Here is a 14,261-nt window from a genome sequence, read left to right as displayed (position 1 = left end):
TTATCTGCGGAATAGTCCATAGCTGTTAGTCCTGCCCGTAGCGATCTGCGAGGACGAAGTCGATGAGCTCTTCCATCCGGCCGATAAGACTTGGCTCGAGATCGGCATAGGTGCGAACACGCGCAAGGATAGCCCGCCAGCCGCGCGCGATATCCGCCTGGTTGGCGTGGGGGAGCCCTAGTGCCTGCAGAGTACCGACCTTGATATCGATATGCCGTGGAATCTCCGGCCACGACGTCAGACCCACGCGTTCGGGTTTGATGGCTTGCCAGACATCCACGTAGGGGTGGCCAAGCACGAGGACATGCTCGCGTCCGGACAGCTTGGCCAGTGCGTCATTCACGAGGCGGGTCTCTTTAGATCCGGCCACGAAGTGGTCGACGAGCACACCCACCCGCCGGCCGGGGCCAGGTGAAAAGTCGCGGAGCATCGCCGCGAGGTTATCCACACCTTCGAGGAGATCCACGGCCACCCCGTCATAGGCGAGATCCTCGCCCCACACCTTCTGGATGAGATCGGCGTCGTGGCGTCCCTCCACCCAGATCCGGGAAGGCAGTGCGACTTGAGCGGCACGCGGGCCGGTAGCTCGGGAGCCGGAGGCCGTTCGACTAGGGGCTGCGGGAGCCGCCGGAGCGCTCGGCGGTGTAACGATGACAGGGCTGCCATCGATGAGGAAGCCGGGACCTAGCGGAAAGGACCGGATCCGGCCGTGCCGATCCTCCAAGTCCACGAGGTGCACCCCGCCGGATTTTTCCACTCTGATCGCCGCGCCCACCCAGCCGGTTTCGGCGTCCTCAAGGACATCGCCCAAGCTCAGTTGGTGCTGCCGCGAGGCAGGGCGCCGACTGGCGTGCGGGTCCGAGTCGAAAATATTGGTCCCATAGCGATCCATCACGCCCCCAAGGCTAGAACAGTTCGCGGGTGACGAACGTGACCACACCCCACGGTAGGCAAACCGGACATCAGCGGTAGACTTGGCACTCGATACCCTCGAGTGACAGCGCGGAAGGAGGACAGCCGTGGCAAGTGATCGCAGACTCCAGGTGCTACAAGCAATCGTGCAAGACTACGTCAGCACGAAGGAGCCGGTGGGCTCTCGGGCTCTCGTGGAGCGTCATCAGCTAGGGGTTTCCCCAGCGACAATTCGAAATGACATGGCAGCGTTGGAAGATGCCGGCCTCATTACCCAGCCGCACACCTCTGCCGGCAGAATCCCGACGGACCTCGGCTACCGTGCCTTCGTCGACCAGATCTCCGGTCTCAAACCGCTGTCCGCCGCCGAACGTCGCGCGATTGAAACCCTGCTGCGCGACGCCGTCGACCTCGAAGACATCATTGACCGCTCCGTGCGGCTCCTGGCGACCCTGACCCATCAGGTCGCGGTCGTCCAATACCCCTCGCTGCACCGCACCGCGCTGCGCCACCTCGAACTCGTCCAGTTGTCGCCGCGACTGTTGTTGCTCGTCATCATCACCGACTCCGGCCGTGTCGAACAGCGCACGATTGGCTGCACACTGGAGTTGAGTGACGAAGAACTCCATGCGCTGAAGACCGCCCTCAATGCGGCGGTCGTGGGCAAGCGCCTGCCCGAGCTCGATCAGCCGGTTAGCGAGCTGTCGGCCCTCGTGCCGCAAGAGATTGAGCCCCTGTTGGCAACCATCCACGAAGAGCTCAAGCAGATTCTGCAAAGTGAATCAGTTGACCGTGTCGCGATGGCCGGCACCGCGAACCTGGCCCGCACGCCCTCGGACTTCAGGCGCTCCATCGGGCCGGTGCTTGAGGCACTCGAGGAACAGGTGGTCCTCCTCAAACTACTGACGGAGATGACCGAAGACGAGGCCGTGACCGTACGCATCGGCTCCGAGACCCACCACGATCAGCTGGCAGAGACCTCGCTCATTTCATCGACCTACTCCGCCCCCGCGGAGACTCTCGCGGCCCTTGGTATCTTGGGCCCGACACGGATGGATTACCCCGCCACGATGACGATCGTGCGCGCCGTAGCCCGCTACATATCCCGCATCCTTTCTGGAGAAGACGACTCGTGAGAAATTACTACGACATCCTCGGCGTTTCGCAGCAGGCGAGCACCGAAGAGATTAAGCGCGCCTACCGCAAGCTTGCGCGTAAGCTCCATCCCGACGTCGCAGGACCCGGCTCCGAGGATGAGTTTAAGGAAGTCCAGCGCGCCTACGATGTGCTCTCCAACGCGGAAAAGCGCCAAATGTATGACCTCGGCGGCGAAGGCGCGTTCAGCGGTGGGATGCCCGGCGGCGGGTTCGGCGGCTTCTCCGACTTTTTCGACACCTTCTTCTCGGCGGCAACCGGCGGCGGCAGCGCCCACGGCCCGGTGCCGCGCGGCCGCCGCGGCCAAGATGCCCTCGTTCGGCTCGACATCACGCTCGCCGATGCCGTGTTCGGCACCTCCAAGGACATCCAGGTCGATACCGCCGTCGTGTGTTCGACCTGCCAGGGCACGTGCTGCGCGCCGGGAACCTCGCCGGTAACCTGCTCAACCTGTGGTGGTCGCGGCAGTGTTCAGCGCGTTGCACGTTCCTTCCTCGGCCAGGTCATGACGACGGCGCCCTGCCCGGAATGCCGCGGCCATGGCACCATCATCGAAACCCCGTGCACCGAGTGTTCCGGCGACGGCCGCGTTCGCACCCGCACGACGATTACCGTCGACATCCCGGCCGGAGTCGATTCCGGCACGCGCATCCGTATGACGGGTCGCGGCGAGGTCGGCCCCGGGGGTGGCCCAGCGGGCGACCTCTACATCGAAACCCATGTCCGCGCCCACCCGGTCTTTGCGCGGCAGGGTGATGACCTGCACTGCACGCTGACCATCCCGATGACGGCCGCTGCGCTCGGAACCGTCATCACGCTTGAGACCCTCGACGGGGAACGCGACATTACGATCGCGCCCGGCACGCCTTCCGGCCACGTGGAGGTCCTGCGCGGCCTCGGAGTCACTCACCTGCGGTCTGCGGGGCGCGGCGACCTGCTGTGCCACCTCGATGTGGCCGTCCCGACGAACCTCACCGATCGCCAACAAGAACTCTTGGCCGAGCTCGCCGAGCTGCGGGGCGAAGAGCGCGTCGAGCCCAAGATTGCTCCCGCCTCCTCGGTCTTTAGCAGGCTCCGGGAAAAGATCGGGTTGTGACCGCACCCGTCTTTCTCGACGCCGACCTCATCGCTGCGAGCGTCGGGTCATCGCTCACACTGCGCGGCGCCGAAGCGCGCCACGCCGTCGCCGTCCGACGCCTACGTCCCGGCGAGATCGTTCACGTCGTCAACGGGCAGGGGCTCCGTGTCTGCGGGACGGTGACAAGCGCCGATAAGTCGGCCTCCGAACTCACGATCGATATCGCCGAGGTGCATGAGGAGCCTGCTCTCGAGCCGCGCCTTATCCTCGTCCAAGCCCTCGCCAAGTCGGGGCGCGACGAGGCCGCCGTCGAAATGGCCTGCGAGGTCGGCGTTGATGCCATCATCCCGTGGCAGGCCAACCGTTCGATCGTCCAGTGGCACGGCAAGAAAGCGATCGAACGGCAACAGCGCTGGCAGGCGATAGCCACCGGTGCCGCCAAGCAATCCCGGCGATCGTGGGTTCCGCGCGTGCACTCCATGGTCACGAGCTCAGCGCTCGCCGATCTCATCGCCGCCGGCGGCACGTGGATCGTCGGCCACGAAAGCGCCACGCAGCCGATCGCGCAGATCGCGCTGCCGCCAACCGGGCAGGTCGCCGTCATCATCGGGCCCGAGGGCGGGATCGACGATGCAGAGCTTGCAGCCTTGAGCGCCGCTGGCGCCGAGGCGGCGCTCATTGGTCCGCACGTGATGCGCTCGTCAACGGCCGGACCCATCGCGATCGCGCACCTTGCGAGCCGCGCGGGTCGGTGGGCGCACCACGTAGGATGAAGGCACACATGAGCGCCAACGACTTTCGAACTGACTCCATCGTCATTCCCCACGATCTGGACCCCGTCGCCCTGTTTGGTATGCGCGACGAAGTCCTTTCCAGCATCGAGAAGGGGTTCCCCCGCCTCACCCTCGGGGTGCGGGACCGCACCCTCACGCTCGCCGGCCCCGGTGGCGAGGTCACGACTGCGCTGCACCTGCTGGAAGAACTCATCCAGGTCGCGCGTACCGGCACCCCGCTGACCGCCGACGCCGTTGACCGCGCCATCACCATGGTGCGCACCCACGCCGCCCGGCCGAGCGAAGTCCTCACCGACGACATCGTCTCCACCCGCGGCAAGACGATCCGCCCCAAGACGCTCGGGCAGAAAACCTACGTCGACGCGATCGACTCCAACACGATCGTCTTCGGCATCGGCCCCGCCGGCACAGGCAAGACCTACCTCGCGATGGCCAAGGCCGTCGTCGCCCTGCAAACGCGCCAGGTCAACCGCATCGTCCTCACGCGGCCCGCGGTCGAAGCCGGCGAATCGCTCGGCTACCTGCCCGGCTCGCTGACGGACAAGATCGATCCGTACCTACGCCCCCTATACGACGCCCTGCATGACATGGTGGACCCCGAATCCATCCCGAGCCTTATGGCCGCCGGCACGATCGAGGTCGCGCCCCTGGCCTACATGCGCGGGCGCACGCTGAACGATGCCTTCATCATTCTCGACGAGGCCCAAAACACCTCGCCCCAGCAGATGAAGATGTTCTTAACGCGCCTGGGCTTTAACTCCACCGTCGTCGTCACCGGCGATACCTCGCAGGTTGACCTGCCACGCGGCACCGCTTCCGGCCTGCGCGTCGTGCAAGAAATCCTGACCGGCATCGACGACGTCGCCTTTTGTTATCTCACGTCCGCCGACGTCGTCCGCCACCGGCTCGTCACCGACATCATCGACGCCTACGAGCGGTGGGACGCGACACGGCCGGCAGCATCAAACCAGGGGAGGAGGCGCTCATGAGCGTCGACGTAGCTAACGAGACGGGCGCGGCAATCGAACTGACGGAATTCGCGGCAGTCACGCGTTTCGTCCTCGACGAGATGCACGTGCATCCGCAGGCGGAGGTCTTCATCCGCTTCGTCGAGGAAGACGAAATGGCCGAGCTACACGAAAAGTGGCTCGATCTGCCCGGCCCGACGGACGTCATGAGCTTCCCGATGGACGAGCTGCGTCCCGGCAAGGACGCCGAGCACCTGTCCGAGGGTTGCCTCGGCGATATTGTCATCTGCCCTTCGGTTGCGGCGAAACAGGCGCGCGATGCCGGCCATTCCAGCGCCGAGGAAATGCTCCTGCTGACGATCCACGGCCTGCTGCACCTGCTCGGCTTCGATCACGCCGAGCCGGCCGACGAAAAGGTCATGTTCGACCTGCAGCGTAAACTGCTGCTGACCTTCCTCGCGGGCCGATGAACGGCGTTCCCGACCTCGCCCTGATCTTCCTCGCGCTCTTCGCCCTCATCATCGGCGCGGTCCTGACCGCCGGCGAAACCGCGCTCACGCGCGTCACCCGCGCCCACGCAGCCGAACTCGCAAGCGAGGGCAAGCCGCGCGCGGCCGCCGTGCAACGCCTGATCGATGAGCGCCACAGCGCGATCCTTGGCACCGGCTTTGTGCGCGTCATGGCGGAGATGACGGCCGCCGTCGCCATCACGCTGGTACTCGCTACGACGGTGACCACCTGGTGGCTCGCCTTCGGTGCCGCCGTCGGAATCTCCGCGCTGTTGCTTCTCGTCATCACGGGTGCCTCCCCGCGCCGCCTCGGCCGGCGCCACCCGGCGGATACGACGCACGCGCTCGCCCCGATCCTGCTCGCGCTCGCCACCCTCGGCCGCCCGATTTGGGTGCTGAGCTCCCGGTTCGCACCGGGCCGCACGACGCGCGAGCAAACGGCCGACACCGCCGAAGAAATGCGCGACATGGTCGACCTCGTCTCGGAGTCCGAGCACCTGGAAGACGACGAGCGCGAAATGCTCCACTCGGTCTTCGAGCTCGGGCGGACCATCACCCGCGAAGTCATGGTGCCCCGCACGGAAATGGTGACGATCGACGCCGATGCCACGCTCGAGTCGGCCATGCGGCTGTTTGTCCGCTCTGGCTACTCCCGCATCCCCGTCATCGGCGACGACATCGAAGACATCCGCGGCATCCTCTACCTCAAGGACGCGCTGCGCCGCCGCGAAAACCCGCGCAACGACGAATCCCAGGGCGCCATCCCCGTCGAACACATCGCACGCAACGCCGAATTCGTCCCCGAGACACTGCTGGTCGATGAGCTGCTCGAACAGATGCAAACCCGCAGCTTCCACATGGCTATCGTCATCGACGAATACGGCCTCATTGCGGGCCTGGTCACCCTGGAGGACCTTCTGGAGGAACTCGTAGGCGACATGACCGACGAGCACGATCACGCCGAACCCGAGGTCGAGGAGCTCGCCGATGGCACCTGGCGCGTGCCGGCCCGGCTACCCGTGGACGAGCTCGGCGAGATCTTTGATCTACCCGTCGACGATGACGACGTCGATACGGTCGGCGGCCTGCTGACCAAGGCGCTCGGCCGCGTGCCGATCGAGGGCGCAATCGCCCGGGTCCAAGGCCTGGAGCTTGTCGCGGAACGTGCCGGCGGCCGCCGCCGGCAGATCGAGACGGTGCTCGCACGTAGGATGAGTGAAGACGAAGAGAAGGACGAATGAACTTTCCAAGCGACGACGAACTCATGGCGGGCGAAGACGTCACCCCCGCCCACCTCATCGCCGAATACCCCGAGGACTTCCGAGCGGGATTCGCCTGCATGGTGGGCCGGCCCAACGTCGGCAAATCGACCCTGACAAACGCGATGGTCGGGCAGAAAATCGCCATCACCTCGCTGCGCCCGCAAACCACGCGCCACACCATCCGCGGCATCGTCCATCGCGACGACGCCCAGCTCGTGCTCGTCGATACCCCGGGCTTCCACCGCCCGCGCACGCTGCTCGGCAAGCGCCTGAACGACGTCGTCCGCGAAACCCTCACCCAGGTCGACGTGATCGTCGTCTGCCTGCCCGCAACCGATGAGATCGGGCCGGGTGACCGCTTCATCGTCTCCGAGGCGGCCGCCACGAAGACTCCGCTCGTCGCCGCCATCACGAAGACGGACCTTGCCGGCAAGGAACGCACCGCGCGGGCGCTGATCGAAGCCTCCCAGCTTGCCGATTTTGCCGACCTCGTCCCGGTCTCGGCCGTCGCCGGCCATCAGGTCGATACGCTCACCGACGTGCTCGTGTCCTACCTGCCGAAGAGCCCGCCGCTCTATCCCTCGGGCAATATCACCGACGAGCCCGAAAACGTCCTGATCGCCGAGTTCGTGCGCGAAGCAGCCCTCGAGGGCGTGCGCGAGGAACTGCCGCACTCGCTGGCGGTCCTCGTCGAGGAAACGCGGCGCCTGCCAGCAAAAAACGGTGGCGATCTGCTGCACGTGTACGTCACCATGTATGTCGAGCGCGAGTCCCAAAAGGCGATCGTCATCGGCCGTGGCGGCTCGCGCCTGCGCGAAGTAGGTTCCCGGGCACGCAGCCAGATCGAGGCCCTGCTGGGGGAGAAGATCTACCTCGACGTGCACGTGAAAGTTGCAAAGGATTGGCAGCGTGACCCAAAGCTCCTCGGACGACTCGGCTTCTAGGCGGCTACCAGCCAACTGGGGGAGCGTCACGCTGTGGCTGGTAGCCGTCTTCGGTTTGACGCTGCTCGGCAACTTCTCCGGTCCGGGCTGGTCGCCGACGCCGCTATCCGCCTCAATCACCGTCCAAACCGCCGACACGACGATCGGCTCGCCCGCGCTCACGCCGCCGCCCGGAACGTATGAGGTCGAACGCGAGATCGTCGACGTGAGACTCGCGCCCGACGTCAGCGTCAAAGCCTCGATCTATCGCCCCAAGGGCGCGCCGGGAACGCGCCCAGGTCTCGTGTTCTTGCACGGTGCCGGCTCCGCTACGCACCTGCATTTCGAGCCGCATGCGCGCGCCCTGGCGTCAGCCGGAATCGTCGCGATGGTGCCGGATAAGCGGATGGACACCTACACCACCGCCGAGCGCGACTATTTCGCCATGGCGACGGACTACCACGCCTCCACCGATTACCTGCGGGCCCTGCCCGAGGTCGACGACGCACAGGTGGGCGTCTATGGCGAGTCCGAAGGCGCCTATATCGCCTCCATCATCGCGGGCCGAAACCCGGAAACCGCGTTCCTCATTCTCGTCTCGGCCCCCGTCGTTCCGCCCCGGGAGCAGGCCGTCTACGCCACCGATAACTACCTGCGTAACACCCAGGTTCCGCAAGCGCTCTTAAACGTCATCCCGCGCGGGCTTGGCGCACAGTTTCCCGGCGGCATCCTCAACTACGCCGATTTCGACGTCCGGCCCTATCAGCGCCACATTACCGCCCCTGTCTTCATGGCCTACGGCACGGGCGACACCTCGATGCCGGTCATCCAAGGCGCCGAACAGGTGATCAGCGATATTGCGCGCGCCGGAAACTCGAAATACACGGTGCGCTACTACGACGGCGCGGACCACGGAATCAAAGTCAATACCCAGCTTGTGCCCGAGTTCCTGCGGGATCTAGCGCGCTGGATCGACGGCCTCCCAGAGACCGCCGCGGCGAGTCCTCGCATCGCCGGCGCCCAGCCGGTGCAACGATTCTTGGCCGAACCACCCCCGCAGCCGCGATGGTATGCCAGCGGCGACATGATGCTCTACGGCGTCCTGCTCGGTCCCGCGCTCGCGCTGGCCGGGCCACTGTTCGGCGGGGTGGCCTACCTGCTACCTCGACGCCGCAGCGGGGACGAGGCAATCTCCCGTGCCGGTACCGCGACGCTGCTGCGCCTCTCGTGCGCCGCAGCCCTTGCCGCCGCGGGCGCGTGGGTGCTGTATGCCGCCTACATCGCCAACGTCGCTAACCTCGCGCTGAACTACCGAACGAACGCCCTCGCCGTGGACGGCGGCTGGGTGATCACCCGGCTCGCGGCGATCTTCGCCGTCCTCGTCCTGGTCCTCGCCGGGCGTGCCCTGGGCCAAACCCACCGGGCGCCCGTCGCCCTGCCGCTGTGGCTGTCGATCACCCTGCTGGGCCTGCTCGGCGGCGCCCTCGCAATGCTCATCTCCGGCGCCTACTGGGGAATCTTCGCAGGCCTCATGCCGATTTAAGGTCACCAGGTGGGACGATTGACGCCAACGTGAGCCTGCGGGCTAAGATCCCCGTATGCGGTTAGCGATCCTGCTCCTTCGTAGCCGCGCTGAAAGCCTGTCATAGGGTCGGCCTTCCAGCGCGGCGACAAGTGCTGCTTCCGACCCACCCCACGGCACGGAAAGCTTAGGACAGATGAAAACCGCCGGACGCACCACCTATCAGACACCCTCCGCGATGCCCGTCGCGAAGTATCGGCCCTTCCTCGATGTCAATCCCGTCGACCTGCCGGATCGGACGTGGCCCACGCGCCGAATCACTCGCGCCCCGCGCTGGCTGTCTACCGACCTGCGCGACGGTAACCAGGCCCTCATCGAACCGATGGACCCCGCCCGCAAACGAGCCTTGTTCGACCTCCTAATCGCGATGGGCTACAAGGAGATCGAGATCGGCTTTCCGGCGGCATCCCAAACGGACTTCGATTTCGTTCGCCAGCTGATCGAGGATGAGGCGATCCCGGGTGACGTCGTCATCTCGGCGCTCACGCAGTCGCGCGAGGACCTCATCCACCGCACCATCGACGCGCTCGTCGGGGCGCCACGCGCGAACGTCCACCTGTACAACGCCACGGCCCCCGTCTTCCGCGACGTCGTCTTCCGCGCCGACCGTGACGCCACCAAGGAACTGGCCGTCTCGGGCACGCGCGAGGTCCTTGCGTACGCGGAAAAGATCTTCGACGACGACACGGTCTTCGGCTACCAGTACTCCCCGGAGATCTTCGTCGATACGGAACTCGATTTTGCGCTCGAGGTGTGCGAAGCCGTCATGGACGTCTGGCAGCCGAGCGCCGAGCGCGAGATCATCCTCAACCTGCCCGCGACGGTCGAGCGCTGCACCCCGAATGTCTACGCCGATCAGATCGAGTACATGAGCCGGAACCTGTCGCGGCGGCAGTACATCGCTCTGTCGGTCCACCCGCACAATGATCGCGGCACGGCAGTCGCGTCGGCCGAACTTGCCGTCATGGCGGGCGCCGATCGAGTCGAGGGCTGCCTGTTCGGGCAGGGGGAGCGGACCGGAAACGTCGATTTGCTCACTCTGGGCATGAACCTCATGACGCAAGGCGTTGACCCACAGGTCGATTTTTCTGACGTCGATCACGTCCGCCGCGTCGTAGAACAGTGCACTCGGATGGACGTTCATCCGCGCCACCCCTACGGCGGCGACCTCGTCTACACCGCATTTTCCGGTTCGCATCAGGACGCGATTGCCAAGGGCATGGTCCGCAGGGAAGCCGATGTTGCCGCCGCCGGCGGCGATGAGAACGCCGTGGCCTGGGACGTGCCGTACTTGCCGGTCGATCCGCACGACCTCGGCCGCAACTACGAGGCGATCGTCCGCGTTAACTCGCAGTCCGGCAAGGGCGGGGTCGCATACCTCATGAGCTCGACGCGCCACCTCGAACTGCCGCGCCGCCTGCAGATCGAGCTCAGCCAGATTGTTCAGCGCCACTCCGAAGTCGGTGGCGGCGAGATCACCGCGGAATCGCTGTGGCAGATCTTCGCCGACGAGTACCTGCCCGCCAGTACGGCGGAGGGCCTGAAGCCATGGGGTCGGTTCTCCCTGCGCGGCACGACGGTGACGACCGCGGACGACGGCGAGCACGCCACGCTGACGGTCAACCTCACCGATCACGGCGAGGATCGGGTCCTGGCCGCGACCGGTAACGGTCCGATCGACGCCTTTGTGAAGGCGCTCGGCCAGCTCGAGATCGACATTCACGTGCTGGACTTCGCAGAGCATGCCCTCTCGACGGGCGGCGACGCGACGGCGGCCGCCTACATCGAGGCCGAGGTCGATGGTCAGGTGCTGTGGGGCGTGGGGATCGATCCGTCGATCACGACTGCCTCCTTTAAGGCCATTATCTCGGCTGTCAACCGGGCAGTGCGAGACGCGTCCTGAGACAATGGCGAGGTGAAGACCTATCGTGACGAAGCCATCGTGCTACGCACCCACAAGCTGGGTGAAGCCGATCGCATCCTCACGCTCCTGACCCGGCATCACGGCCAGAGCCGGGCCGTAGCCAAAGGCGTCCGCCGGACCTCTTCTCGGTTCGGCGGGCGCCTTGAGCCGTTCAACCACATCGATGTGCAGCTCTACCGTGGGCGCAACCTCGATACGGTGACGCAGGTTGAGTCGATCCATCCATATTCTGATGCGCTTGCCCGGGACTTCGACAAGTACACCCGGGCGGCCGTCATGGCTGAAACTGCCCTGAAACTCACCGATGACGACGTGGAGGCGGGCCCCCAGCAGTTCCTCCTCCTGCTTGGTGCGCTTCACGCATTAGCGACCGGCAGGATCAGCGGGCAGCTGGTGATGGATTCCTACCTCCTGCGCGCTTTTGCCGTTGCTGGCTGGGCGCCGTCGTTCTTTGATTGCGCGGTCTGTGGCGCCTCGGGACCGCATCGCTCCTTCCACGTCGGCGCCGGTGGCGCTGTGTGCGATACCTGTCGACCGCCCGGTTCTGCCTCTCCGGATCCCAAAGCGATGGAGCTTCTAGGCTCGCTGCTGTCCGGCGATTGGCAGGAAGCAGAAGATAGCTCAGCGCGGGTTCGGGGCGAAGCCTCGGGTCTCGTGGCAGCGTTCGTCCAGTGGAATATGGAGCGACGGCTGCGTTCACTGTCCCTGATTCGCCACTTTCCGGAAGGTTCCTAAATGGCTCCTGTTGCTCCTCCGCCGCACCCCAGTGGCGCTCAGCCACCGAGGGTTCCTACCGAACTCGTCCCGAAGCATGTGGCGATTGTGATGGATGGAAACGGCCGGTGGGCAAATGCCCGAGGCCTGCCACGTACCGAAGGGCACAAGGCAGGTGAAGCCGCACTGCTCGATGTTGTGGCGGGAGCTATCGAGATCGGCATTACCCATATCTCCGCCTACGCGTTCTCAACTGAGAACTGGAAGCGCTCACCGGCCGAGGTTCGGTTCCTCATGGGTTTTAACCGCGACGTCCTGCGCCGCCGACGCGACACGATGAATTCCTGGGGGGTCCGGGTTCGTTGGGCGGGGCGGCGGCCTCGGTTATGGAAATCGGTTATCGATGAGCTGATTACGGCCGAGGAACTGACCGAGAACAACGACGTATGTACCCTCACGATGTGCGTGAACTACGGTGGCCAATCAGAGATTACCGATGCCGTCCGAGCCATTGCGGCCGATGTGGCTGCTGGTCGAATCCAGCCAAAGGGAATTTCCGAGAAGACCATCGAAAAGTACCTCTACGTGCCGGAGCTTCCCCCGGTTGACATGTTCATGCGAACCGGGGGAGAGCAGCGGACGTCGAACTTTTTGACCTGGCAATCGCAGTATGCCGAGATGGTCTTTCTGGACGAACCATGGCCAAAGGTGGACCGCCGGTCACTGTGGCGAGCAGTAGAGATCTATGCCCGCCGGGATCGCCGCTACGGTGCGGCAATTGACGCCATTTCCACCTAGAACGGTGGCGGATCTTCGTCATCTGGAGGGCTATATCGTCGGCGGAATGGGCGCCGCGGAGATTCCACAGAACGGGCTGAACCGATCTGCCACACGCGGGTTCCATCGGAATACACCGTGACAAGTCTGGCGAGTTTGCGGGTCTTCAAGCTGTGACAACGGTGGCAGAGCAGCATGAGATTGCGCACCGAGGTGTCTCCGCCGTCTTGCCACTCGATGACGTGGTCCATTTCGAATCGACCCGTCGGACGGCCGCAGCGCGGGCCCTGGCAAAAGCGGTCCCGCCGCTTGACTGCGGTTTCAATTGCGGCCGGCGGGCGGTACCGCTCGCGGCCGATATCAAGTGGTTGACCGGTGAGGGTGTCGGTCACGATACGCTGCCACGTTCCGCCGGCGGAGAGCAGGATTGCCAACGCGGGCGGGATAGCGCCGTAGCCTTCGAGCCACGCGCTTTCGATGCGACCGCAGGGCGAAGCGGACGCCTCAGCGTCCTCGCGCGCGATGGGAGCCGGTGCGGGATACTGTGGGACGCTCGCCCCTGGTCCATACACCGCGTCGTTGATCGTCACAGGCCCAAGGATGACGTGCTCAAGATCGTCCAGGACCTTAATCTCGCCTTCGTCCATGCTCACGTCGTCGCCCAGGACGCCATCAGCTGAATTCGGGTGCGGATCCCAATCGGGATTGGCACGTGCGAGCACCTCGAAGGGGATCGTGACAGAGATCTTCATCGGCGGGATGACAAAGGGCTCACCGCAGGTGGTCTCGGTCGCGAATCCTTCCGACATGACCTTGACCATGATCTCTGCGAGGAGATCAGCGCGCAGCTGGGGATACGTCCGGCAGTCTCCGTTACGGATCGCGCTGTGCGCGAGCTCGTTTAGGACTGAGTCCAATGCGAGTGCCTGTTCGGCAGGCATATTGATCCAGAACTTCGCCATCCCGTTAGCTGTTTTCACCGGCCGGGAGACGCAGCGCTTTGCCGAAGCCCGAACGTGAGCCTTGTCCTCTTCGTCGGGCGCAATCTCGATCAGGAGGTCGGACACTTCCTTCGCAGCGGCGTTGGGAGAAAGCGTCGCCAAGCGGGGCGCGAGGGCGGCGTCGACCGCAAGGCAGACCTGGGCAGCGGAGTTACTGAGTTTCGAGGTGACGGCTCGGATAACTGACAGGGAGACCAAACCCTGATCGAACTGATCGGAGCATAGCGGCAGAGTCTGCAAGATGGAGCCCACGTCGCGCAACTGGCGGACCTTGTATGTCGACATGCCCGTTTCCGCTGCGATGACCTCGGGCGTGGCATCGACGACGCCAAAGCGATCCTTGTGAACGAAGGTGGGCTTTTCGAAGACCTGAAAGATGTGCCGCACGATCTGGGCATCGGCCCGATTCGAAACCTTGATGCACTCGTTGAGACACTGCAGGTTCGTGGGAGTGCTCGTGTGGACGTAGGGAAAACTCGTCGCCAATTCGATGGCGGGGGACAGGGCAGAAAACGCTACTCGGTAAGCGCTCGCACATGCGGCTCCGAGTTGCTCATCGAGCACCGCGACCGCTTGCGGGGCGGAATGTCCCGACTGCGGCTCTGATTCGCTGTTGTCTGCCATAACGTCATCACATCATCGACCACTGACACGCTTGTTCG

At 64.8% G+C, this 14,261-nt stretch carries 13 protein-coding genes; 11 read left to right on the top strand and 2 right to left on the bottom strand.

The features are described 5' to 3' along the window. Window positions 1-25: 25 nt before the first annotated feature. Window positions 26-892: a DUF3097 family protein gene (locus tag MUN85_RS08290; RefSeq protein ID WP_250506321.1), complete on the bottom strand. Its 867-nt coding sequence runs from the start codon at window positions 890-892 to the stop codon at window positions 26-28. Between the two features lie 127 nt (window positions 893-1,019). Between MUN85_RS08290 and hrcA the strand changes: the two genes are divergently transcribed. From hrcA to MUN85_RS08235, 11 genes are all read left to right on the top strand, one after another. Beyond that, window positions 1,020-2,048: a heat-inducible transcriptional repressor HrcA gene (gene hrcA, locus MUN85_RS08285; protein ID WP_092561247.1), complete on the top strand. Its 1,029-nt coding sequence runs from the start codon at window positions 1,020-1,022 to the stop codon at window positions 2,046-2,048. Further along, the gene (gene dnaJ / locus MUN85_RS08280) at window positions 2,045-3,163 is read left to right on the top strand and encodes a molecular chaperone DnaJ (RefSeq protein WP_250506278.1); all 1,119 of its coding nucleotides are present in this window, start codon (window positions 2,045-2,047) and stop codon (window positions 3,161-3,163) included. Before hrcA ends, dnaJ begins: the two co-directional genes overlap by 4 nt. Further along, window positions 3,160-3,918 (top strand): 16S rRNA (uracil(1498)-N(3))-methyltransferase, encoded by a 759-nt coding sequence (locus MUN85_RS08275; protein ID WP_250506277.1) that lies wholly within the window; start codon window positions 3,160-3,162, stop codon window positions 3,916-3,918. The genes dnaJ and MUN85_RS08275 overlap by 4 nt, the downstream gene beginning before the upstream one ends. Window positions 3,919-3,926: 8 nt before the next feature. After that, on the top strand, window positions 3,927-4,928 hold the full coding sequence (locus tag MUN85_RS08270) for a PhoH family protein (protein ID WP_348647969.1): 1,002 nt from the start codon (window positions 3,927-3,929) through the stop codon (window positions 4,926-4,928). After that, entirely contained in the window at window positions 4,925-5,377 is a 453-nt protein-coding gene (gene ybeY / locus MUN85_RS08265) for an rRNA maturation RNase YbeY (RefSeq protein WP_092561255.1), read from the top strand. The genes MUN85_RS08270 and ybeY overlap by 4 nt, the downstream gene beginning before the upstream one ends. After that, window positions 5,374-6,657, top strand: coding sequence for a hemolysin family protein (locus MUN85_RS08260; RefSeq protein WP_250506275.1), 1,284 nt, complete (start codon window positions 5,374-5,376; stop codon window positions 6,655-6,657). Before ybeY ends, MUN85_RS08260 begins: the two co-directional genes overlap by 4 nt. Then, window positions 6,654-7,622, top strand: a complete 969-nt coding sequence (gene era, locus MUN85_RS08255; RefSeq protein WP_250506274.1) for a GTPase Era — start codon at window positions 6,654-6,656, stop codon at window positions 7,620-7,622. The genes MUN85_RS08260 and era overlap by 4 nt, the downstream gene beginning before the upstream one ends. Next, window positions 7,588-9,144, top strand: coding sequence for an alpha/beta hydrolase family protein (locus tag MUN85_RS08250; RefSeq protein WP_250506273.1), 1,557 nt, complete (start codon window positions 7,588-7,590; stop codon window positions 9,142-9,144). Before era ends, MUN85_RS08250 begins: the two co-directional genes overlap by 35 nt. 175 nt (window positions 9,145-9,319) lie before the next feature. Further along, on the top strand, window positions 9,320-11,086 hold the full coding sequence (gene leuA, locus MUN85_RS08245; RefSeq protein WP_431603552.1) for a 2-isopropylmalate synthase: 1,767 nt from the start codon (window positions 9,320-9,322) through the stop codon (window positions 11,084-11,086). Window positions 11,087-11,098: 12 nt separating this feature from the next. Then, window positions 11,099-11,842: a DNA repair protein RecO gene (gene recO, locus MUN85_RS08240; protein ID WP_250506272.1), complete on the top strand. Its 744-nt coding sequence runs from the start codon at window positions 11,099-11,101 to the stop codon at window positions 11,840-11,842. Then, window positions 11,843-12,619, top strand: coding sequence for an isoprenyl transferase (locus MUN85_RS08235; RefSeq protein ID WP_250506271.1), 777 nt, complete (start codon window positions 11,843-11,845; stop codon window positions 12,617-12,619). Here the strand turns inward: MUN85_RS08235 and MUN85_RS08230 are convergent. Continuing rightward, window positions 12,616-14,223, bottom strand: a complete 1,608-nt coding sequence (locus MUN85_RS08230) for an HNH endonuclease (RefSeq protein WP_250506270.1) — start codon at window positions 14,221-14,223, stop codon at window positions 12,616-12,618. The genes MUN85_RS08235 and MUN85_RS08230 overlap by 4 nt on opposite strands. Between the last annotated feature and the right edge of the window lie 38 nt (window positions 14,224-14,261).

This window comes from Bowdeniella massiliensis (assembly GCF_023634005.1).
In the GTDB taxonomy this organism is placed as follows: Bacteria; Actinomycetota; Actinomycetes; order Actinomycetales; family Actinomycetaceae; genus Bowdeniella; species Bowdeniella massiliensis.
Note: the sequence above shows the minus strand (reverse complement) of the source record. Positions and strands in the feature narration are given on the sequence as shown.